Consider the following 21,949-nt stretch of genomic DNA (forward strand, 5'->3'; position numbering starts at 1 on the left):
GTAGTTGAATCGGCATGAACCGGCGTTCAAGGTGTGTTCTGGCGGCCGCCGAGCAGCATCGCACTGATCTAACGGACACACGAGCCGTTATCTGCAGGCTGAGGCGTCCGATGAAACTCTAACGGACAGGGAGGACGCTATTCGCGGATTATTTGGGCGATTCGCTGCGATTTCAGCAGAATAGCGTCACCTGTGTCCGTTAGAGCTGAGAACCGGCTCCAAAACGGCAAATAGCGTCCACTGTGTCCGTTAGAGCGAGGGGCGCTGCGTGCGCATCGGAAGCCATCGGTTGCGCCGCCCATTAACCACGCCTCCACCGGGCAGCGGCTTGGTATTCTTCTGGCGGCCGCCGAGCAGCATCGCACTGATCTAACGGACACACGAGCCGTTATCTGCAGGCTGAGGCGTCCGATGAAACTCTAACGGACAGGGAGGACGCTATTCGCGGATTATTTGGGCGATTCGCTACGATTTCAGCAGAATAGCGTCACCTGTGTCCGTTAGAGCTGAAAATCAGCTCCAAAATGGCAAATAGCGTCCGTTGTGTCCGATAGTTAGAACGAGGGAGGCTGCGATCCGGAAGCCCCTGCATGTGCCGGCGGCTAGGATGCTCGCACCGCTGCTGTGCCGTTAGCCGGCCAGCGGGCACAACAAAACCCCGGCCGCAAGCAGCCGGGGTAAACAAAGCAGCTATACCGCAGCTGCAGTCAAATCTAGCCATGCCATCTCCTGCGGAGTCAACACGAGCTCCGCACCGTCGCGGCATGACTCCATCTCGGCCTGCGTGCGAGGGCCGATGAGCGCGCAGGACGGGAACGGCTGGTTCAGCACATAGGCGAGCGCGATTTGGATCGCGGTGACGCCTTTCTCCTGTGCCAGCTGTTCCGCGCGGCGCAGCCGCGTCCAGTTCTCGTCGCTGTAGAATACGCGAACGAGATCGGCATTGTCGAGCACATCCGGCGTGTACCGGCCGGTGAAGAAGCCGCGCGCCTGCGAAGACCACGAGAGAAGCGGCATCTGCGCCGCTTCATACCAGCGCAGGCCTGCCTCGTCGATGGACACGCAGTCCTTCCAGAACGGCTCTTTGGCCTTCGCAAGGGAGAGGTTCGGCGAGGAGAAGCTGAAGCCGATAAGCCCGTTCTTCGCCGCATAGTCGTTCGCTTCCTGCAGACGCTCATGCGTCCAGTTGGAGCCGCCGAAGGCGCGGATGCGTCCGGCTTCCACATGCTCGTTCAGCGCTTCCAAGATGGCGCCGACCGGAACAGCCGGATCGTCGCGGTGCAGCGCGTACAAATCGATATAATCGGTGCGCAGCCGCTCAAGCGACGTGAACAAGTCGCTGCGGATCGCTTCCGCGTTCACCCGCGGGCCGTTAGCGTCGTGGTGCGCGCCTTTGGTGAAGATATTGATGTCATCCCGGTTGCCCACTTCATCGAGCCAAATGCCAAGCGCCTGCTCGCTCTGGCCGCCGCAATAGATGAATGCCGAGTCGATCGTATTGCCGCCGATCGCCAGATAGTGTCCAAGAATGTCGCTAACTTCCTGCTTGTTGTCCAGACGGAAAAAGTCCGAGCCCATAATCAGTTTGGATACAGGTTTGTCCAAGCCTTTAATTTGAATGTGCTTCATCGCGGTCATCCCAACCTTTCACCGATTCATTAGTAGTTTAAAGAACGATACGGGAACGCTCTCTTGCGGATTGCAGGCAGGCATCAAGTACTTTCATGTTCAAAATGGCATCGCCAGCCGCGTAATTCGGTGCTTTCTTACCCCAAGCGGCGTAAGCCAAGTCGTCAACCTCAAGCGAATATTGATTAAGGAAAGGAGCATTCTCAACTCGGCGCTCACCGCCTGCATGGACGATGAAATGGCCCGATTCCTCCGTTGGCGTGACAAATGCGGAAGGAACCTCGATGCGGCCTGTCGCGCCAACGATTTCCAGCGTGTTGCGGAAGCCCGCCCACATGCCGCAGTCAAACGTAAGCGCGACATTGCCGCTGAACTCCACCAGCCCGGACATCATCATGTCGACATCGTCATGCTCCGGCGAGAAGAAGGCGTGCGTTGTCACCGCTTCAGGCTCTCTGCCTAGAATCATTCTCGCTGCGGAGATCGGATAGCAGCCTACGTCGTAGAGCGAACCGCCGCCCCATTCGCGCTTGTAGCGCACATTCGTCTTGTCGCCCGGATTGCTGAAGGTGAATGCGCCGTGAATGCCGCGAATGTCGCCGATTTCCCCGGAATCGATAATTTGCTTGATGCGCTCGAAGCGGGGATGATGTCTATACATGAAAGCTTCCGCGAACTGGACGCCGGCCTTCTCACACGCGGCAACCATTTCCTCCGCCTCGGCCGCCGTCAGTGCGGCAGGCTTCTCGCAGAGCACATGCTTGCCGGCCTCTGCCGCACGAATGGTCCACTCTTTATGAAGGTGATTCGGCAGCGGGATGTACAGCGCATCGATATCCGGGTCGGCAATCAATTCTTCATAACTGCCGTATGCTTTCGGAATTCCCAGCTGCTCCGCAGTCTCCTGCGACTTCTGTAAATTGCGGCTCGCAATAGCGCTTACAACACCGGTCTCGGATTGCTGAATGCCGGGAATGCAAGCTCTGATCGCAATTTTGGCACATCCTAGAATTCCCCAACGAAGCTTTGTCATGACGGTATAATCTCCTTCTAGAAAAATATTTGATAGCGTTATATTGTTATTATAAATCGAGTTATTTAAAATGAATATGATAATATATTGCATCCGATATCGTAATATTGTCATTTGGAAGAGGGGGTACGTATGCAGAGACAAGTGATGCTGCCGAGATTTCAGCAGTCCTCTTATTTCATTTTTCCGGAATCCGTCGGATGGTACACCGACCACCCCGGCCATTCCGTTTACCGGCAAGAAGGGTACTACGAAACATACAGCATTCACTTCATCATCTCGGGCAAAGGCTACGTGGAGATCGAAGGGGATCAGCATGTGCTGCAAAAGGGCGACGCATTCCTGTACTTCCCTTACCAGGAGCAGCGCTACTACTCTTCCAAGGATGATCCGTGGAACGTTCGTTGGGTTCATTTCTACGGGAAGCATTTGAAGGAGTTTTTGTTGGAGAAAGGCTTTCTGCGGACGCTTTGGACGCTAAAGAGGTGGACGGAGCTGGAGGAAGCCTTTCACGAGCTGCTGCTGGAAGCCGAAAATAACGGCATTCTCAGGCAGACGAATCTTTCTACGCTAACGTATAAGATTTTGAGCGAGTTTATGAGCTATGCCGCACCGCTAACGGGCAACCGCGGGATGGAATCCGTTGACCGCATTCTTGCGCTGCTCCCGATGATGCAGCAAAAAGCCTGCGAGCCGTTCATTCTGGAGGAATGGGCCGAGCTCACAGGCGTGTCTACGTACTATTTCTGCAAATTGTTTCGCAAAGCGACCTCGATGACGCCGCTCTCCTTCATCACGCTGTGCCGGATCCAATTCGCCAAGCAGCACCTGATCGAGAAGGAAACGATGCCGGTGAAAGATATCGCCGCCTTGGCCGGGTATGCCAGCGCGAGTTATTTCAATCAGCGGTTTCAGGAGCAGGAGGGGATGACGCCGAGCGAGTTCCGCAGTCTGTATGCCAAAGGATTACTCGAATAGGCGCGAGCGAATCGGCTCTCCGTCCCAGACGAGCTCGGTCTTGGCCTCGCGCGCTTTCACTTCCGGCTCTTCGAGCAGAAGGAAGAAGTTCTTGGTCGGCAGGTCGCCGAGCCCGTGCTTGGCGGACAGCATGTCCAGATAAGGGCGCATGTTGTCGAGCTGTCCGGACATGTTGCTGCTGCCTGCCTGCGCGAAGGCGTACAGGACGCTGGCGATCGGCGCGCGCTTTACGCGGAACTTCTCCGCTGCTCTCAAGAAGAAGTCCCAGTCCCAATAATGGAATACTTCCGTATCAAACGGCCCCAAAGCTTCGATCAGCTCCGGGCGGAAAATGCAGCCGGAGGAGAAGAAGGTGGAGAATCGGCGCATCGCCGGCACATCGAATTCATAGGCAAAAACAAACCGGTTCGTGATGGAACGAGCGTTGTTCTCATACACATAATCGAAGATTTCAACGTCCGGATACACCAGATCATAGCCTTCGATCTCCTGCAGCATCCGTTCGATATGAATCGGAAGCAGCAGATCGTCATCATCGCACAGCATGATATAATCGCCTTTGACCTCTTGCAAACCGCGGTTGCGTGCATGGACATGCTTGGCATTTTCCGGCATATTCACAATTTGAATGGAGAGCTCCGGGTACAGCTCCTTAATGAAATCTACCGGAGGACCGGCATCGTTGACAACGATAATTTGCAGGTTTGTGTACGTTTGACGGTATAATGATTCTGCGAGCTCCGCAAGCTCAATACGACGGTTATACGTCGGAATAATAATGGACACCAAGGGTTGGGCCGGCATGATCGAGCACCTCCGAATATTCATAGAATAAGCTTACCTCAATTGTGTCACATTTCTCAAATCAATTTCTGGCTAAGAGCGTTAAGGAGGAACCTTATGCTGCAGGTACCGCATACCGGGATCAGTTCGAAGGATGTACACTTATGGACAAAGGACCGCTATCTCCGCGTTTTGCAAAATGAATTACCAACGCCCAAGCTGCTCAGCTTGGATATTTTCGATACGCTATTGTTCCGCACTTGCGCCAATCCGTCCGATGTGTTTGCGATAGTTGGCGAGAGAGCGCTCGGCCATGGCGATCTGGCACCGTCCGTCTCGGCGGCCGCATTCAAAGACATGCGCATTCGGGCGGAATCCCAAGCCCGTGAGCGGCAAGCCGCACGGACAGGCTTTGCCGAAGTGACATTGGAACTCATTTATGAAGAAATGCCGGAGATCCTCGGCAGCAGGGATACATTCGCGCGGATGGAAGTCGAAGCCGAAGCGGACGTCTGTTACGTGAACCCTCATGTGGCTTCGCTGCTCTATGCCTGCAGCCAAGCGGGTATTCCGGTGGCGCTGCTATCCGATATGTACTTATCTTCCGCGCAGCTCCGCACCATCTTGGCCTCGAGCGGCCTGGATATGAGCTGTGTGGACACGATTCTCGTTTCTTCCGAGGAGAGGGAAGGGAAGTCGTCGGGGCATCTGTTCGCCCGGCTGAAAGCCCTTTATCCGCACATCGAAGCATCCGCAATCGTACATATCGGCGATAATGTAGCGGCTGACGTGGCCGGTGCAGCGCTAGAAGGGATCAGAGGACTCCATTATCCCGTCATTCCGGAGCATTTCGCCAGCATTCACCATTGGGAGTTCGTCAGGCACGGCGATATGCTTCCGGAGTGGAAGTCGCTGCGCAAGCTGGCTGCGGCATCAGGCGCAGCGGAGAGTCGCGGGGAGAAGGAGCGTCTGTTGTATCAGTTCGGCACGGATGTGATCGGGCCGTTCCTGCACGCCTTATGCGAATGGGTGCTTGATGTTTGCGAGCAGGAGAACATCACCTGTGTGAATCCGCTCATGAGGGAGGCGTACCTGCTTGCGCCCATGCTCGAACACGCTTCCCGGCTGAGAGGAATGGAGCTGCAGGTGAAGCCTGTTTATGTGTCCAGGCAAGCGACGATGATGGCGGGTCTGGAGCGGTTCGGCGAGGCGGAGCTGGCGGCTCTGGCGGGAATCCATGGGCTGAAAGTACACGAGCTGTTCGACGTATTGGGCATTGACGGTCCGCAAGACGACCGGTTGGCGCCTTATCTTCAAGAAACGGTCGAATCTTGCAAGAGGATGACGGCCTCGGTAAGCGGTGAAACAACAGTCTATGCGCTGCTTCAAGAAGCACTGCTGAGCGCCGAGGCGCAAGGACGGATTGAAGCTTCGATTCAGCGGCACCGGGAGCTTTTCATCGGTTATTTGACGCAATCGTTCGGCTCCCCGGAGCGGCTGGCGACCGTCGATATCGGCTTTCAAGGCACGATCCAAAGCGCGCTGGAGAACATTGTCCGCCTCGCAGGGCTGAAGCCGCAGATGCTGCATCTGCTCGCCGTCGGCTCAGGCCGGACGGATGAGCGCCGCATGCAAGGCATGAACATTCGCAGCATGCTGCGTGCAGGCAGCGGCGGCAGCGAGGCCGGCAGGCGGATTGCGAGAACGCCGGCTTTCCTGGAAGAGCTGATGATGGGCGCCTTCGGCTCGACGCTCCGTTATTCCCGGGAGGAAGCGGGGAGCATATCTCCGGTCCTGGCGGAGCTTCATCGATCGGACGAAGAGTATGCGCTCAAGCAAGCTTGCCAGGAAGGGGCGCTGGCGTTCCAAAGCTATTATGCCTACCTGCTCCGGCAAAAAGAGGGGAGGCTGGCAAGGGCGTCCCGGCAGCCTGAAGAGTGGGCGAAGCCGCTGCACCGCGTGCTTGCCATGCCGATGCCGCAGGAAGCGCAGCTGCTCGGTGATTTGACGCATCAGGACAATTACGGCACGGAGTACATCGCCCCGATCTGCGGCGTGGTTGCCGAGGAATGGTACGCGGAGGGGGCGGAAGCTTTCCTGAATGCCTGCAATTACGCCCCGTCCGTGTTGAATGTGAATTGGCCTCAGGGCATGGCGACCCGGCGGTTTCCGTATTACTTGTACCGGTATTACCTGCGGCTCACGGACAGCTTCGGACCGCAGACGATGATGTTCGACCTCTTTCATCAAGTGAAAGAGGACGGGGTCCGCTCCTTGACGCTGTACGGCACAGGCGCCATTGCGGAGCAGCTGCTGAAGATGGCATGGTTCCACGGCCTGCACATCCCGTACTGGATAGATCCGGCAGTCTCTCCGGATACGGCGCCTTGGGGAAGGTTCGCGTATACGACCCTGGAGCGAGTGAGCGAGCAGTCGGCACAGCGGGGAGCGGAAGAAGCGATTTTTCTAATTGCGACGCTATCTGAGCTGCAGGCTTACCCCGCCCGCATCAGGCAAGCTTTTGAAGGCACCGGCGTGACGCCTGTTCTGTACGAGCTTCATCCCACTTAACAAGCGGTACTACATAAACTTAGTACTTTTGGAAAACACTGTGGCGAGATAACCTGAGTTTGAAACCTAAAACAAGGGGGCTCAGCCATGGGAAAACCAGCTGTTTTTCGCAGCAATACAACTTTGCACATACTGATCATTCTCTATGCGGCTTTGTGGATTTGGATGGCTTATGCGCCATACAGCAGGTTCGATTGGATGCTGGAAAATTTGCTGATCTGGGCGACGCTGATCGGTCTTGTCAGCACGTATAAGCGGATGACTTTTTCCAATTTATCTTATGCGTTAATCGCTCTGTTCCTCGCGCTGCATACTGTCGGGGCTCATTACTCATACAATGAAAATCTCGTGGACGTATGGCTCAGATGGCTGCTGCATTCGGAACGCGACAATTACGACCGTTTGGTGCATTTCAGCTTCGGCCTGCTGCTTGCCTATCCGCTGAGAGAGGCTTTGCGAGCTTGGACGCCGCTTGGGCGAAAGTGGCTTTATGTCATGACTTGTGTCATGATTTTGGCATTAGGGGCTTTCTATGAACTCATTGAGATGTGGGTGGCGCTGCTCGTTGCCCCGGAGATCGGGACGCTGTTCCTTGGAACCCAAGGCGACCCGTGGGATACGCACCACGATATGGAGCTGGCGCTCTATGGCGCGATCCTTGCCATGGCGGCGACGGCCGCTGCCTCACGGTTCGGTGAACGAAAAGACTGATATGAACAAGTGGAGGATGATGGCTAATGTCAAATGCCAAAGAACAATTATGTTACGTGGGCTCCTATACGGACGAACAGAGTAAGACCGGAATCTCCTTATACAAGTTTCATCCGCATAACGGGAAGTTGACGCTTCTGGAATCGTATACCGATTTGCCGAACGCTTCTTTCCTCACCTTGAATAAGGACCGGACGGTCCTCTATGCGGTCAGCGAAACCAATACGTATTTGGGGCAATTCGGCGGCTCCTCCGCCGCTTATGCGGTGGAAGAGGGAACCGGCAGGCTGACGAAATTGAACCAGCAGCCGACGGGGGGCGAGTCGCCCTGTTATATTAGCGCCGATGCGACAGGCCGCGCCGTCTTCGCGGCCAACTATTCCAGCGGCAGCGTTACCGCGTACCGGGTCCAAGCGGACGGCGGGCTGAGCGAGCCTGCGCAGCTGCTGAAGCACGAGGGGGCGCTGGGGCCGCGGAAGGACCGCCAGGAGCACCCGCATGCGCATTCGATTGTGGTGGCGCCGGACAATCGGTACGCGATTTCTGCCGATCTGGGCCTCGATCGGCTGCTGGTGTACCGCGTCGACGCGGATAACGGCACCCTTGAGCCGCATAGCGAAGCGGCGGTGAAGCCGGGCGCAGGCCCGCGGCACGTGGTATTCAGAACGGACAGCCGGCACGTGTACGCGGTGGGTGAGCTGGACAGCACGGTGACGGTGCTGGCCTATGATGCGGGCGCGGGAACGTTGACCGCGCTGCAGAGCATTTCGACGCTGCCGGAGGGCTTCAGCGGCGGGAACACATGTGCGGACATCCATCTCTCGGGGGATGGCCGCCATGTGTATGTTTCCAACCGCGGACACGACAGTATCGCGGTTTATGCGGTTGACGGACATAGCGGCACGCTGTCCGTTGCGGGTTGGCAGGCGACGCTGGGGCGTACGCCGCGGAACTTCGCATTGTCGCCGCTGGGGGATTATTTGCTCGCGGCGAACCAGGACTCGAACAGCATCACGGTGTTCCGCGTGGACGCGGAGACCGGCATGCTGCAGGAGACCGGCCAATCGGCGGCGGTGTCGAAGCCGGTCTGCATTCACTTTCTATAGCAGCGGCATAGCGGCCGCCTAGTCCGTTGACGCGGATGCCGCCGCGTCAGCGTCACCATAGAGCTACGGACCCGGGCGGGTACGGCAGCAAATAGTTGCAAGCCCCTTTGTTCATAAAGGGGCTTTTGCTATGCGAAAAATTAGTTGCGCATGCAACTATTCGGGCGTATATTAAAATAGTGGCAAGTGCAACGATTCGGTTAACAAGGGAAGGAGACAGCATCATGATCGATAGCCGGAATACGATTCCAAGGTGGATTTCGCTTTTGTACCGGTACGGACAAATGTACATCGGCGAGCACCTGAAAGCCTATGAGATCGGCAAGGGGCAGCATATTTTTCTCAATGCGTTGTATAAGGAAGACGGCCTGTCGCAGGAAGAACTGGCAGACTACTTGAAAATTGACAAGGGCACGACGGCCAAAGCGCTGAAGAAATTGGAAGAGCAAGGCTACATAACGCGTACGGTCAGTGAAGAGGACAAGAGACGCAACGAAGTCCATCTAACGGCTAAGGCGCTCGAGATTAAAGACGATGTGCGTAAAGTGCTGACGGATTGGCGGGAACGCCTTACATACGGGCTGTCGGACGAAGAAAAAGAGCTGGCCTTAACCATTTTGGAGAAAATGGGCACCAACGCATCACGATTCTCAAAGGAGGTGTAGATAGGTATGAACATGAGGATGGCGGGCGCCGGCTTCATTGACCGGCATTTCCACGCTTTGACGCATCGCAATTATCGCTATTTGTGGTTAGGGCAGTGCGTTTCGCTTATCGGTACATGGATGCAAAATATCGGGCAGTCGTGGCTTGTTCTCACGATTACCGGATCTCCGCTTAAGCTGGGGATGGTTGCGGCATGCCAGTTTTTGCCCATTCTGTTGTTTTCTTTGTTTGCCGGGGTTGTCGTGGACAGATTTCCGAAGAAAAAAATACTTCTGGTGACGCAATCGGTTTCGATGGTTCTCGCGTTTACATTGGCGGCGCTGGTTTTGACCGACACCGTCAGATATGAATTCATTCTAATTTTGGCCCTGCTGTTGGGGCTCAATAATACGCTCGATTTGCCGACCAGGCAAGCTTTTAACATTGAAATTGTGGGCAAGGAAGATCTCATGAATGCGATTGCCTTGAATTCCACCACCTTTAATATGGCACGTATCGTCGGACCTTCCATCGGGGCCGTTATGATGGCGTGGCTTGGAGCCGGGTGGTGTTTCCTGCTTAACGGCATCAGCTTTATTGCCGTTATCTACGGCATTATCCATATTCAGACAGCACCTTACGTTCGGAAGAAAACGTCGCGCGAGGGCATTTTGGAGGAAATTAAAGACGGGATCTTATATATCGCCAGGGATCCGTTATTGGCGCAAACGGTCCTGCTGGTGACGGTGATCGGAACGCTTGCTTTTAACTTTAACGTCTTGATTCCCGTGTTTACCCGAAATGTGCTGCAAATGGGGGAGACGACGTATGGAACGCTCATGTCCTGCCTCGGCGTCGGTTCGTTCGCTGGGGCGCTTACGATGTCCTTTCGCAGCAAACAGGGACCGAAGCTGAAAATCAGCATCGTCGCCAGTCTCGTCGTGGCCGGCTGCTTGATTCTAACAGGGCTTAGCACGTCCGTTATCGCTTGCGGCGCTTTGCTTGCCTTGACCGGATTTTTCAATATTACATTCGCAACGAACAGCAACTCGAACTTGCAGATGAATGCCAAGGAAGAGTACCGCGCGCGGGTGATGAGCGTATATTCCCTTGTTTTCGCGGGATCGACGCCGATTGGCAGCTTGTTCGCGGGTTATGTCGCAGACCGTTTCGGTGCGAATGGCGCATTCATCGGGTGCGGCGTGTTAACGGGCATTCTGTGTTTGATCATTATATGGAATTATCGCCGCAAAAAAGGCGGAATTCAGGCTGTAGCTGCGGAATAACCAAATTATGGATTGTCAATTGGTTGTCCATCCTTTACAATATGAGATATATTCATGTCGTTATTGGGGAGGTAATCTTGTGTTGGGATTTTTGAAAAGATGGATGCATTCGCCAAAACATGCGCCAAAGCAAGAGCCTACGAACGCTGTGGATTACAAAACGATGGAAATCGACGTGGTTATCAAGTGCTTTGTGTCTGATAAGGACAAGCCGTTTCGTGTGATTTTTAAAGTAGAGAAGCAGGGTTCCTTCTTTACGAGAGACATTTTCGTCCAAAATGTCGATGCGAAAACGCCCTATGAGCTCGTCTACAACTTTTCTGCGCTCGGCATGAACTACGAAGAATTGAAGAGATTCGGAAGTACGGATTACGCGGAGTATAGCTTTGCTACTCTCGAAGAAGCCAAAAAGGTCAAAGATACGACCGTCGACTACATACGCTTTTTGATCCGCGAACATCAACAAGAGACGCTTGCCAAAATATCATAGGTTTCTGGAAAAGGAAGCAAGCGATGTAATCGCTTGCTTCTTTTTTTGGCGGAGAGGTGCTTGGACCGGGGGAGGGCGTTGCTCAGGTGCGTGCCTATGAGCACTATCCCATTGGCTCAGGGAGCTGGGACTTGGCGTGATGCAGATCTGGGGAATTCGCGGCCTGTTGGGGTGGGGGCGTGTACCTGCCTGGGTGACTGGGCACTGTGGCTCGGGCGGCCTAGCGGCGGGTAAATAGCTAATCACTTCGCAGAAGCTTCCGCTTTGAGCACTATCCCATTGGCTCAGGAAGCCGGGACATGACGTGATGCAGCGGTGGGGAATTCGCGGCCTGTTGGGTTGGGTGCTGTGTACCTGACTGGGTGACTGGGCACTGTTGCTCGAGCGGCCCAGCGGCGGGTGGGTGCAGTGGCCATCGAGCGAACTAGCTGCAGGTGGACGCAGTAGCCAACGAGTCGTCTTGCAGCCGGTGAGCGCTGTGACTTCGTCGAGATCCAGCGGTGAGCGGTGCGGGACTCTCCTGCACCTGTCGTCTTTGATCGCGTCACCAAGGCAGCCCCGGCTAACGGACACCACGGACGCTATTGCCTCGATAATCGCCATGCGTCCGAGCTAACGGACACCAGTGCGCTTATTTTGCCGATTCCGAGGCGAAATCAGGCCGGAACGGGCAAATAACGTCACTGGTGTCCGTTAGAAGCTCAAAGCGGCACAAATCGGAAGAATAAGGGCCGCGGTGTCCGTTAGCCGCTGCAGCATGCCGCTAACGGCAAAAAAATAAAGCTTAACGAGATAAGTATCTCGTTAAGCTTTATTTCTCTAGCTAATCACTTCGCGGAGGCTTCCGCTTTGTGTTGTTGTACGATTTCTTTCAAACGGTATTGGCGGAGCTTCGTAATTGAAGTGAATTTGGAATCCGCGCCTTTGAGCTCGAAAAACACTTTACCGTCTTGAATTTGGACGATTTTCTTCGTATTCACATAGCAATCCGTATTTACCTTGAAAAAGGTACCGCCCGTCGTTATCTCTGTAATTTCTTCGGTGGTCATACGTTTTTTGATGTGAAAATTTTTCCCATGGAAAGAAACAAGCCCATGTTCTCCGACGCGGAAGTACATAATGTCCTTCTCCAGTACGAAATCCTCATAGCTGTTTCTTGTTTCGAGCGCTACAGTCATTTTTAAAATCCCCCTTTTCAAAATGATAACGCTTACACACAATGAGAACGGTTACATCTTATCATATTTCAAGTGAGAATCCAAGTCTTTTCAATAAAAAATGGATCCCTTTACCAGATAGGGGGGATCCATCGTTACTGTGTCTATACGAGCCTTCCCTCCTCCGGGAAGCAGGAAATGGCTAAGGCTGATTTTTCAGTCTATTTCCTAGGAAATAATTAACACCGTTAATGCTAATGCACCAGTGGTGCCCGCAGTCTAGTCTGGTTCTATTTATTATCTGGAAGCCCGTACGCAAAGTTGCTTACTTGAGGGCTTGGAACTAGTTGCTTACTTGAGGGCTTGGAACTAGTTGCTTACATTAAAGGCACGGAGCTTATTGTTTATTGGAAAGGTTGGAGCTAGTTGTTACTTCAAGATGGAACTAGTTGCTTATTTGAAAGGTTGGAGCTGTTGCTACTTCAAGGATGGAACTAATTGTTTGCTTAAAAGGTTTGGACTATTACTTGAAGCCAATTCCTACTTAAACCGCTGATGCACGTTGCGCGCCACCCAGACGCCCGCAGCCCCAGCCTGCGCCAAGCCCCGCGTAATGCCAGCGCCGTCTCCGCCGCAGAACAAGCCGCGAATTTCGGTTTCGAAACTTTCGCTCAGCTTCGGACGTGCGGAATAGAACTTCGCTTCGACGCCGTAGAACAGCGTATGCTCGGCAGCGATCCCCGGCGTAACCTTCTCGAGCGCATGAATCATTTCGATCAAGCTTTTCATCGTATTGTACGGGAGGACAAGTCCCAGGTCGCCGGGAACGGCCTCGGCTAACGTCGGCTCAAGGAAGCCTTCGCGAATCCGGTCCGCAGTCGATCGGCGTCCGCGCATGATATCGCCGAATTTCTGAACGATGACGCCGCCGCTCGATAAATCGTTCGCATGTTTGCAAATTTCGCGCGCGTATTCGTTCGGTTTATCGAAAGGCTCCGTGAATTTATGCGAGACGAGCAGTGCGAAGTTCGTATTGCTGGACCCAAGTGCAGGGTCCTTGTACGAGTGGCCGTTGGCCGCCATGACGCCGCTGTGATTCTCAACGACAACATGCCCGGACGGGTTGCTGCAGAAGGTCCGGACCCGCGTGCCCACGGATGTGTTGTAGATGAACTTCCCTTCGTACAGATGCTCGTTGATCTCGCGCATGACGACATCGGACGTTTCGACGCGCACGCCAACGTCGACTTGGTTGTTGTACATTTTGAGCCGGCGCTTCTTGAGGATCTGCGTCAGCCAAGCCGAACCGTCTCTGCCCGGCGCGAGCATGACGTGATCGCTATGAAGCTCGGTGCCGTCTTTCAGGCGGATGCCTTGGATGACGTGCTTATCTTCGCGTTTGATCGTCAGTATATCGTCAACCTCGGTTTTGAACTGCATGTCGATGCGGGTTTTCAAATATTCGTAAATAGATTTCAGAATCATCAGGTTTTGTTCGGTGCCCAAATGTCTCACTTGAGCACGAAGCAGCTTCAGTCCGGCTGCATAAGAGCGCTGCTCGATGCTTTTCACGGCTTCCGTCGTCGGGTCCGTTATCATCTCCGTGGCTCCATGCTCCAGGTTAATTCGATCCACATACCGGATCAGGTCGAGAACTTTGCTCGGGGCCAAATAATCCGTCATCCAACCGCCGAATTCGGTTGTGATATTGAATTTGCCGTCGCTGTAAGCGCCGGCGCCGCCGAATCCAGCTGTAATCGAGCATGCCGGCAGGCAGCCTGAGAACTCTTTTTTACCTGCAGGCGGCGGGCATAGTTTAATTTTACTTTCCAGGATCGGACAGCTGCGATGATAAATATCATGGCCTTTGTCGACGAGCAAAACTTTAGCGTGAGGGTGAAGCAGTGTCATTTCATAACAGGCAAAAATACCGGCAGGTCCTGCACCGACAACGATAAAATCATAAGCGTTCATTGCGATCTCCTCTGGAACATTCATTTTTGGACGCAAAAAAACCTAGCCACACGGGTATGCGTAAACAAGTACCCGTCGTAGCTAGGAAGTTACGGCTTCCTCTAGAGACCCTTAAGCCAATTCTCAAGGATATACGAACGATCATGACGTATGTGGCTATTTCTTCTTGCCTTGAATATCATAATACGAACATTCGGAGTTGTCAATCGGATAATGTTCGCGAAATTAGATTTATAGCGGCAGGGATACCGTAAATACCGTTTCGCTTTCCGTGGAGCTGACGCGAACGGTTCCGCCGTACTTGTCCACGAGCTGTTTGACGATGCTCAGTCCCAAGCCCGCATGTGCGGCATCCTGCTTTTTGGTGGAGAAACCCGGCTCGAAAATGCGCTCAATCAAGTCTCCGGGAATCGGATCGCCGGCATTCCTGATGTGGAACACGAGCGCATGACCTTGCACTTGGCCTTCCAGGCGAACGAGTTTATCGCGGTTCGGGTCCGATACGGAGACGGCATCGAACGCATTATCGATCAGATTGGAGATGATGCGGACCCAATCGGTGGCTTTCACGGTACTCAGCTGCACATCCTTCAAATTGGCGATTTCATGCTCGAATGTTATTTTGCGTTCGACAGCTTGGATGACCTTGGACTGAACGATGGCGCTGATGGCGGGCACATTGATCTGGATAATATCGTTCAGAGCGGTCGTTTCTCCGATGATTTCGGACGTGTACCGGCTCAATTCCTCGTATTGCTGCAGATGGACCAAGGAATGGATGGTCGCCACATGATTGTTGAAATCGTGCCGCTGCTCCTTCATGGAACGGAACAAGGAACCGATATGATCGACGTAGACCCCTTGTACACTTTCAGCCGCCGCTTCGCGATTCCGGTTCATGAAACGAACGCTGAGAATCACGAGGATGAAGGCGATGAGCGCGGTTGAACCGATCAAGAGCAGAAGATTCGTCTGCTGCCGCTTGATGGAATTGCGCACCTGCTCATAATCGGCTGTCAGGCCGATGACGACAGGGATGTCCAGCTGGAGCGGGATGAACATTTTGAGGTACGATTTGCCTTCGATCGTCGCCATCATTTGCTGGGTTTGCTTCGAAGCCAGCGCCGATTGAACGAATTGCCGATCCCGGGGGTCTTGCATCGTATAGGAGCCGAATAAAACTTCCCGGTCGGTGAACCAGGTGTACCCTTCCTTCTTGTACTGCTCCTGCTGTCCGAGAAATATCGGAGGGTTGAAGACGGCGATCTCTGTGGCGCCATGGTCGGTGTAGCCATGAATCATTTCGTCGATAACGGCATCTACGCCCGTTTCCCGCTGATAATCCCGGAAATAGGTATCGTGCACGTATGGATCGACAATATAATTCGTGCGGCCGTCATAGTAGTAACCCCATTTGTCTACGAATTTCGGGTCGGACATGGACGTATTCATCGGGCCTGACCAGTAATGGGGCAATGCCTGGCCGCTCAGGACGTTCGTCTCTTTGGTATCGAGCAGCTGATTGAAAGCTTTGAACCAGTCCCGGCTCCAGTTCTTCGTGCTCATGTTGATTTCTTTGGGTTCGGAGGATTTGTAGCCGATAATGTCGTCGCCGCTGCGTTTCATAAGTGTAATATGATCGATCATGAGCTCTTGACTAAGGTTAACGAGCTCCTCGTTGGTCACCTGCTCAATATCGGGATCGAGCTTATACTGAGCCGCTAATGCCGCTGTACGCAGATTTTGTCCGATCAAATTTTCCACATATCTCTCGCCTGTTTTGGAATGCTTGATAGATATGGCGACATTATTGGCTATCAGTCCCAGCTTGGTTTCCAGCTCGGTTGTCAGCATGCGTTTCGTATAATAGTAGAATACGCTGTCGGTAAGTAGTACAATAATGAGCGAAATCATGAGGATGAAGAGTGATGAGCGCAAGGGAATCTTTGGCTTGAGCTTGGGTTTACTTGTGGTGTTCATGGTGTCCTCCTAGAATGTTCAGCTTACTACAGCTATCATATTACAAATAAAGCAGCAATTGGGGTTGATTTCACTGATAAAGGGAGGCGTTTGTGTGAAAATGACGTTCTTGGGCTGCGGCGACGGCTTCAGTGTCGAGCAGGGACATAACAGCGCGCTGCTGGCGTTCGGCGGCACGAATCTGTGCATCGATTTTCCGGAATCGAATCATGGGGGGCTGCACCAGCTTGGTATGAAGCTGAATGAGGTGGAGCATATTTTCGTCACTCACTTGCATGAGGATCATGTGAACGGCCTGCAGAAGCTGGGGCTGTACCATCGGGTCTATCCCGGCAAGACGAAGCCCAGACTGTACGTGCCGACAGGGCTGCTAAGCGATCTATGGCAGATTATGCGCCATGGGCTGGAGCTGACTACGCGAGGGAAGCGGAGTCTGGAGGACTATTTCGACGTGGTGTGCGTGGAGGACTCGTTCGAAATCGCAGGGGAGCGCTTCGAGCTGGTTCGGACGCAGCATGTGCCGGACATGCTCAGCTACGGGCTGTTGTGCAGACCTTATTTCTACTTTAGCGGGGATACGCGCTTGGACGAGCCGTTTCTTCGTGAAATTGCCGGATCTGTACAAACGATTTTCCATGAGTGTCATATGCAGGACGATCAACTCCCGTCGCACACGTCATTGGACGAGCTGCTGACGCTGCCGGAGTCTATGCAGGAGAAGATGCTGCTGATGCATTATGTCGACGATTATGTGCAGCCGCAAGCGCGCGACCGGTTTCATGAAGGACGGAAGCTGCGCTTGGCGGAGCCTTTGCGGACGTATATGTTCTGAGGGAAGAAACGATGTACCCAAGCTTCTCAAAAGCAGAGCCATCTGCTTTTGGGGAGCTTTCTTGGCTTGCGCGGCAGGAACAAAAATCGGCGGTCCGGTCCGCTATGCGTGCAGGTATGGTATTATGGTCGTAAATAAGCAGCATAATTCATAAACAAGGTGGTGCGCTGCATGTCGACTACACCGGTAAAAGTGTTAATCATTGACGATGAACTGCCGCTTCGGCAGGAGCTGAGGTCGATGCCATGGTCTTCCTTCGGGGCGGAGCTTGTGGGAGAAGCCGAGAATGGGGAGGAGGCTCTCGGGCTGTGCGAGTCCCTGAAGCCGAATCTCGTGATATCGGATATAACGATGCCGATTATGGACGGCTTGGAGCTTTTTCGAATTGTCAAAAAAAGAGATCCGCTGATCCAATTTGTGCTGCTAACTTGCCATAGCGATTTCCATTATGCCCAAGAAGCGCTAAAACTGGGAGCGTTAGACTATTTTACGAAGCTTTCGTTCGACGAAGGGGACATCAAAGCAGCGGTCGAGAAGGCACGGGAAGCGATCCGACGCGAGACCGATCTCAGACAATATGAACGGGAACGGAAGCGCCGGGACGCCTCCCAATCGTCCAAGGGGGAAGCGGGCGACAATAAGAAGATTCGGAAGGAAGTTCAGCTTGCGCAAGGATTGATCGAGACGAAGCTGGGAGAACCGATTACACTGACTTCGATCGCCGAGGAGGTGGGGCTGAGCTCGTACTATTTAAGCCGTCTGTTCCGGGAAGAAACCGGAGAATCCTTCAACGATTATGTGACCCGGCTGCGCATGGAGAAGGCTGTTCATCTGCTTCAGTCTACACCGCTGAAAGTGTACGAGGTAGCCGAGCAGGTGGGCATTCCGAGTTACCGCTATTTCTCGCAGCTGTTCCGCAATTGGACCGGCGTTGCGCCAACAGATTATAAAAAGGGCTGATGACAAATTGAAAGCGCTTATCTCATGGTTTGGCCGATGGAGCATGGTGGCCAAACACTTTCTATTCCTATCCATAGGTACGCTTGTGCTGTTAGGCGGGCTTGGCTGGATCAACTTGCGTGAAGCGGAGGATTTGTTCCGGAAGCAGGTCGTGTCGGACGCTCAAATCATCATTGACCGAACGAATTTGTATATGAATGCCTATTTGGATAATGTGCAAAATATTCTTATGCTCATCTCTACTCGGGATGATTTGCTGAACGAAGGGATGGAGAAGGAAGCTGCGGACGTGCTGCGCTCGTATGCGAATATGAACAGGACGCTGTATAAATCGATTTATTTGGTCCGGGCGGACGGCGGCGTCATATCCAATTCACAAACCACGTTCGAGATCGTAGGCAACCCCCAAATTCCGCTGCTGCTTGCCAAAGCCAAGCAAACTTACGGAATGTTCATCACAGAGCCGTACCAATCCCCGATGTCGGGGAAAACGGTGGCATTCGTTCTGCCCATTCCGTCCGGGTCAACGAAGTCGCTCAAAGGGATCGCCGTCGTGGAAATCGATCTCGTCCAGTTGACGAACCTGCTCGCTCAATTCATGAATACCAAAAATCAAACGTTCGCCATTATTACCAATAAACGAAACGTCGTCCACTCATTCGATTCCGGACTTCCTCTCAGCTCCTACCGGCTGCTGCCTTACAATACGTCCGTCTTCCCGCCGGAGCTGGATACCGGCTTCGTGGAGCAAATAGCGGAGCTGCCCCTTGGCGCATCAGAGATTGAAGGACCGCAAGGCGATTTGGTTGCTGTGAAATCCGGATTGAATAATTTGGGCTGGCATTTCATCGCTTTCTATGAAAATAGCTTTTTCTATCAAAATATACGCAGCTTGTACCGAAATTTCAGCACGGCAGGCGTGTTCTGGATTTTCATCGTCCTGGCCAGCACCTATATGATCAGCCGTTACATTACACTGCCTGTCCGCACGTTGGTTGCGAAGATGGACCGGGTTCGCGATATGGAGGTGCTGCATAGCATCCACGCCACCGGGAACGACGAGATCGGCCGATTGGCGCGAAGCTACAATGCGATGATGGAGCGGATTCATCTGCTCATGCACGAGACGAAGGAAGCGGAGCGCCGCAAGAAGCAATTCGAGCTGAAGATGCTGCAAAGTCAGATCGCGCCGCACTTTTTGTACAATACGCTCGCCTGCATCAGCTCTCTGGCCAAGCAGCACAAAATCGTCGAGGTGCGGGAAACGATCAAGGCGCTGGTCGGGCTGCTATCTTTCAGCTTCGATAAAAGTACGGAATTCGTTACGCTGGAGGACGAACTGGAAGGTTTGCGCATGTACGCCTATATTCAGAAGGTCCGCTATGGCGATAAGTTCACGATGGAGATCGATGCCGCACCGGAGACACTCTCCCAAACGATGCTGAAGTTAACGCTGCAGCCGTTAGTGGAGAATGCCATTTTCCACGGGCTGGTTCCGCTCAAGCGGACCGGAACGATTCGGATTCGGACCAAATGCGTAAAGGATAAGCTGGTTATTACGATCAGGGATAACGGACTGGGCATGAACCGGGAGCAGCTCGACAGCTTGTTCACGGAGCGTCATAAGGCGCCGAACAAGCACAGATTTACCGGAATTGGCATTATGAACGTGCACGAGCGAATCGGGCTCCATTTCGGAGCGGGGTACGGGTTATCGATTTTCTCTCTGCCGGAGGTCGGCACGATGATTCGAATTGAACTGCCGGCTGTGGAGCATGCAGGAAAAGAAGAATAAAGCGTTTGCAAAAATTCGAACATTTTTACTGGATCCCTGTATATTTTCCGCTGTAAGCGCTTGCTATACTAAAGTCAACCCGGTGGGAAGCAAGGGATCAGACGGAAAGAGGTGGTCGAATGGAACAGCAAATCGTAGTCGGACAGGAAACGAAAGCCGGGAGCAAGACCAAGGCATCCAGACTTAAATTATCCACCAAGCAGGTTTGGGCATTTCGGGCTTTTTATCTCATGCTGTTGCCCGGCGTTATCTACTATGTGATTTTCAAGTATATACCGATGTATGGCGTCATCATTGCGTTCAAGGATTTTCAAATTTTGGACGGCATTATGGGCAGCGGGTGGGCGGATCCATGGTACAAGCATTTCCAAACGTTTTTCAATTCGCCTTATTTCGGACAGCTGATGGTCAACACGTTCGTCATTAGCATTTACAAGCTGGTGTTCGGGATGGCCCCGCCGATCATTATGGCGCTGCTGCTCAATGAGTGCAGGCTGAAATGGTTTAAAACGGCGGTCCAAACGCTGACCTATATGCCGCATTTCTTATCGTGGGTTATTATTTACGGCATATTAATCGCTTTGCTGTCGCAAAACTCCGGGATCGTCAACCGCTGGATTGAAGATGCGGGAGGGCAGTCGATCGGCTTCATGACATCGATTGATTATTTCCGGACGATTCTGGTCAGCTCCGAGGTTTGGAAAGATCTCGGTTGGGGCGCAATCATTTATTTAGCGGCGATGACGGCGATCGATCCGACCTTGTACGAAGCGGCCCGTGTGGATGGCGCAAGCCGGCTGCGCATGATTTGGCATATTACACTGCCGGGCATTCGGAATGTCATTGTGCTGCTGCTGATTCTGAAGCTGGGCCATATCATGGATGCCGGTTTCGATCAGATCTATATTTTGTATAACATTCAAGTGTATCAAGTTGCGGATATTCTCGACACGTGGGTGTTCCGCACAGGTCTGCAGCAGCTGAACTTCTCGCTGGGGGCGGCCGTCGGATTGTTCAAATCGGTGATCGGACTCGTGCTGGTGCTCGGTTCCAATCATTTGTCCAAGAAATGGGGGGATGGGATATGGTAAGAGGCTGGGAGGACAGGATCGTCAATACGATCGTCGTTGTTGTCCTTGGACTGACGGCATTGGCGGCCATATTACCCCTGATGTATGTCGTGTCGGTATCCATCACGCCGTTCTCCGAGGTGCTCAAGAACGGTGGCTTTATTCTCATCCCTAAATCGATCACGTTCACCGCTTACCACAAGCTGTTCACTGAAACCAATATTCCCCGGGCGTTCTGGATCACGATTTTCATCACAGTCGTTGGTACAATCGTCAACCTGATATTGACTTCTCTAATGGCTTATCCGCTTAGCCGGCGCAATCTTCCGGGCAGAAGCTTCTTCCTTCTTATGGTCGTATTCACGATGCTGTTCAGCGGGGGGCTTATCCCGACGTACTTGATTGTCAAGTCATTAGGACTCCTCGATTCCGTGTGGTCTATGATTTTGCCGAATGCGATTTGGAGCTTTAACATTCTGATTATGAAGAGCTTCTTCGAGAACCTGCCGGAAGAGCTGTTCGAATCCGCTCGGATGGACGGCGCGAAGGAATTTCGGATTTTGTGGCAAATCGTGCTCCCGCTCTCGATTCCGTCGATGCTGACGATCGGCCTGTTCTATATGGTCGGCCATTGGAATGAGTTTTTCCAAGCGATCATGTATGTGACAGACCGTAATTTGTTCCCGTTGCAGGTCATTATTCGCGAAATTCTTATGTTGACCCAACAACCGCTGGAAAATGCAGAAAATATGCTGCCAACCGAAACGATGCAGATGGCATCCGTCGTTGCGGCCAGCTTGCCGATCATTCTCGTGTATCCGTTCATTCAAAAGCATTTCACCAAAGGCATGCTGATGGGCTCTGTCAAAGGTTGACCCCGGCTGCGGAATTCGTCAGGACTGCAGCCTGGTTCGTTCCGCTCTCGGCGACAATAGAAGCAACTTTCATT

Annotated in this window: 18 protein-coding genes and 1 riboswitch; of the genes, 12 read left to right on the top strand and 6 right to left on the bottom strand. The window is 53.2% G+C overall.

Annotated elements, in window-relative coordinates; genetic code table 11:
• Window positions 1–690: 690 nt before the first annotated feature.
• Both J2X61_RS17805 and J2X61_RS17810 read right to left on the bottom strand, forming a co-directional pair.
• Window positions 691–1,629: an aldo/keto reductase gene (locus tag J2X61_RS17805; protein WP_274470594.1), complete on the bottom strand. Its 939-nt coding sequence runs from the start codon at window positions 1,627–1,629 to the stop codon at window positions 691–693.
• 37 nt (window positions 1,630–1,666) lie between these two features.
• Window positions 1,667–2,662: a Gfo/Idh/MocA family protein gene (locus J2X61_RS17810; RefSeq protein WP_274470592.1), complete on the bottom strand. Its 996-nt coding sequence runs from the start codon at window positions 2,660–2,662 to the stop codon at window positions 1,667–1,669.
• Window positions 2,663–2,794: 132 nt separating this feature from the next.
• Between J2X61_RS17810 and J2X61_RS17815 the strand changes: the two genes are divergently transcribed.
• Entirely contained in the window at window positions 2,795–3,640 is an 846-nt protein-coding gene (locus J2X61_RS17815; protein WP_274470591.1) for a helix-turn-helix transcriptional regulator, read from the top strand.
• Here J2X61_RS17815 and J2X61_RS17820 read toward each other — a convergent pair.
• The gene (locus J2X61_RS17820; protein ID WP_310189505.1) at window positions 3,629–4,444 is read right to left on the bottom strand and encodes a glycosyltransferase family 2 protein; all 816 of its coding nucleotides are present in this window, start codon (window positions 4,442–4,444) and stop codon (window positions 3,629–3,631) included. The genes J2X61_RS17815 and J2X61_RS17820 overlap by 12 nt on opposite strands.
• Window positions 4,445–4,540: 96 nt before the next feature.
• Between J2X61_RS17820 and J2X61_RS17825 the strand changes: the two genes are divergently transcribed.
• From J2X61_RS17825 to J2X61_RS17850, 6 genes are all read left to right on the top strand, one after another.
• Window positions 4,541–6,994, top strand: a complete 2,454-nt coding sequence (locus J2X61_RS17825) for an HAD family hydrolase (protein WP_310189507.1) — start codon at window positions 4,541–4,543, stop codon at window positions 6,992–6,994.
• Between the two features lie 87 nt (window positions 6,995–7,081).
• Entirely contained in the window at window positions 7,082–7,705 is a 624-nt protein-coding gene (locus tag J2X61_RS17830) for a DUF2238 domain-containing protein (protein WP_310189508.1), read from the top strand.
• Between the two features lie 26 nt (window positions 7,706–7,731).
• On the top strand, window positions 7,732–8,811 hold the full coding sequence (locus J2X61_RS17835; RefSeq protein WP_310189509.1) for a lactonase family protein: 1,080 nt from the start codon (window positions 7,732–7,734) through the stop codon (window positions 8,809–8,811).
• 224 nt (window positions 8,812–9,035) lie between these two features.
• Window positions 9,036–9,476, top strand: coding sequence for a MarR family winged helix-turn-helix transcriptional regulator (locus J2X61_RS17840; RefSeq protein WP_274470586.1), 441 nt, complete (start codon window positions 9,036–9,038; stop codon window positions 9,474–9,476).
• 6 nt (window positions 9,477–9,482) lie between these two features.
• Complete coding sequence (locus tag J2X61_RS17845) at window positions 9,483–10,742, top strand: MFS transporter (RefSeq protein WP_274470584.1); 1,260 nt, start codon at window positions 9,483–9,485, stop codon at window positions 10,740–10,742.
• A gap of 82 nt (window positions 10,743–10,824) precedes the next feature.
• On the top strand, window positions 10,825–11,232 hold the full coding sequence (locus tag J2X61_RS17850; protein ID WP_310189510.1) for a hypothetical protein: 408 nt from the start codon (window positions 10,825–10,827) through the stop codon (window positions 11,230–11,232).
• Between the two features lie 827 nt (window positions 11,233–12,059).
• On the opposite strand, the gene J2X61_RS17855 is transcribed toward J2X61_RS17850, so the two are convergent.
• From J2X61_RS17855 to J2X61_RS17865, 3 genes are all read right to left on the bottom strand, one after another.
• A complete protein-coding gene (locus J2X61_RS17855) occupies window positions 12,060–12,410 on the bottom strand; it encodes a LytTR family transcriptional regulator DNA-binding domain-containing protein (protein ID WP_274470582.1) in 351 nt (116 codons plus the stop codon).
• 519 nt (window positions 12,411–12,929) lie between these two features.
• On the bottom strand, window positions 12,930–14,363 hold the full coding sequence (locus tag J2X61_RS17860) for an NAD(P)/FAD-dependent oxidoreductase (RefSeq protein WP_274470581.1): 1,434 nt from the start codon (window positions 14,361–14,363) through the stop codon (window positions 12,930–12,932).
• 58 nt (window positions 14,364–14,421) lie between these two features.
• Window positions 14,422–14,520: riboswitch (purine riboswitch) on the bottom strand.
• Between the two features lie 74 nt (window positions 14,521–14,594).
• Window positions 14,595–16,343, bottom strand: a complete 1,749-nt coding sequence (locus J2X61_RS17865; protein ID WP_274470579.1) for a sensor histidine kinase — start codon at window positions 16,341–16,343, stop codon at window positions 14,595–14,597.
• Between the two features lie 100 nt (window positions 16,344–16,443).
• Here J2X61_RS17865 and J2X61_RS17870 point away from each other — a divergent pair, with 100 nt between their 5' ends.
• The 5 genes from J2X61_RS17870 to J2X61_RS17890 all read left to right on the top strand — a co-directional run bounded on the left by J2X61_RS17870 (window position 16,444) and on the right by J2X61_RS17890 (window position 21,875).
• Entirely contained in the window at window positions 16,444–17,175 is a 732-nt protein-coding gene (locus tag J2X61_RS17870; protein ID WP_274470929.1) for an MBL fold metallo-hydrolase, read from the top strand.
• Between the two features lie 171 nt (window positions 17,176–17,346).
• Entirely contained in the window at window positions 17,347–18,135 is a 789-nt protein-coding gene (locus tag J2X61_RS17875) for a response regulator transcription factor (protein WP_310189511.1), read from the top strand.
• Window positions 18,136–18,178: 43 nt separating this feature from the next.
• Window positions 18,179–19,930, top strand: a complete 1,752-nt coding sequence (locus tag J2X61_RS17880; RefSeq protein WP_310189512.1) for a sensor histidine kinase — start codon at window positions 18,179–18,181, stop codon at window positions 19,928–19,930.
• A gap of 230 nt (window positions 19,931–20,160) precedes the next feature.
• On the top strand, window positions 20,161–21,021 hold the full coding sequence (locus tag J2X61_RS17885; RefSeq protein ID WP_379240391.1) for an ABC transporter permease: 861 nt from the start codon (window positions 20,161–20,163) through the stop codon (window positions 21,019–21,021).
• The gene (locus J2X61_RS17890; RefSeq protein WP_274470574.1) at window positions 21,015–21,875 is read left to right on the top strand and encodes a carbohydrate ABC transporter permease; all 861 of its coding nucleotides are present in this window, start codon (window positions 21,015–21,017) and stop codon (window positions 21,873–21,875) included. Before J2X61_RS17885 ends, J2X61_RS17890 begins: the two co-directional genes overlap by 7 nt.
• Window positions 21,876–21,949: the final 74 nt, after the last annotated feature.

The sequence above is a fragment of the Bacillus sp. 3255 genome, from assembly GCF_031456485.1.
GTDB lineage: Bacteria > Bacillota > Bacilli > Paenibacillales > NBRC-103111 > Paenibacillus_E.

Bases quoted from the DNA above. Each gene is read 5' to 3' on its own strand.
- J2X61_RS17825 (WP_310189507.1), top strand. From the start codon at position 4,541: ATGCTGCAGGTACCGCATACCGGGATCAGTTCGAAGGATGTACACTTA.
- J2X61_RS17830 (WP_310189508.1), top strand. From the start codon at position 7,082: ATGGGAAAACCAGCTGTTTTTCGCAGCAATACAACTTTGCACATACTG.
- J2X61_RS17835 (WP_310189509.1), top strand. From the start codon at position 7,732: ATGTCAAATGCCAAAGAACAATTATGTTACGTGGGCTCCTATACGGAC.
- J2X61_RS17805 (WP_274470594.1), bottom strand. From the start codon at position 1,629: ATGAAGCACATTCAAATTAAAGGCTTGGACAAACCTGTATCCAAACTG.
- J2X61_RS17865 (WP_274470579.1), bottom strand. From the start codon at position 16,343: ATGAACACCACAAGTAAACCCAAGCTCAAGCCAAAGATTCCCTTGCGC.
- J2X61_RS17840 (WP_274470586.1), top strand. From the start codon at position 9,036: ATGATCGATAGCCGGAATACGATTCCAAGGTGGATTTCGCTTTTGTAC.
- J2X61_RS17845 (WP_274470584.1), top strand. From the start codon at position 9,483: ATGAACATGAGGATGGCGGGCGCCGGCTTCATTGACCGGCATTTCCAC.
- J2X61_RS17810 (WP_274470592.1), bottom strand. From the start codon at position 2,662: ATGACAAAGCTTCGTTGGGGAATTCTAGGATGTGCCAAAATTGCGATC.
- J2X61_RS17870 (WP_274470929.1), top strand. From the start codon at position 16,444: ATGACGTTCTTGGGCTGCGGCGACGGCTTCAGTGTCGAGCAGGGACAT.
- J2X61_RS17880 (WP_310189512.1), top strand. From the start codon at position 18,179: ATGGTGGCCAAACACTTTCTATTCCTATCCATAGGTACGCTTGTGCTG.
- J2X61_RS17890 (WP_274470574.1), top strand. From the start codon at position 21,015: ATGGTAAGAGGCTGGGAGGACAGGATCGTCAATACGATCGTCGTTGTT.
- J2X61_RS17885 (WP_379240391.1), top strand. From the start codon at position 20,161: ATGCTGTTGCCCGGCGTTATCTACTATGTGATTTTCAAGTATATACCG.
- J2X61_RS17855 (WP_274470582.1), bottom strand. From the start codon at position 12,410: ATGACTGTAGCGCTCGAAACAAGAAACAGCTATGAGGATTTCGTACTG.
- J2X61_RS17860 (WP_274470581.1), bottom strand. From the start codon at position 14,363: ATGAACGCTTATGATTTTATCGTTGTCGGTGCAGGACCTGCCGGTATT.
- J2X61_RS17820 (WP_310189505.1), bottom strand. From the start codon at position 4,444: ATGCCGGCCCAACCCTTGGTGTCCATTATTATTCCGACGTATAACCGT.
- J2X61_RS17815 (WP_274470591.1), top strand. From the start codon at position 2,795: ATGCAGAGACAAGTGATGCTGCCGAGATTTCAGCAGTCCTCTTATTTC.
- J2X61_RS17875 (WP_310189511.1), top strand. From the start codon at position 17,347: ATGTCGACTACACCGGTAAAAGTGTTAATCATTGACGATGAACTGCCG.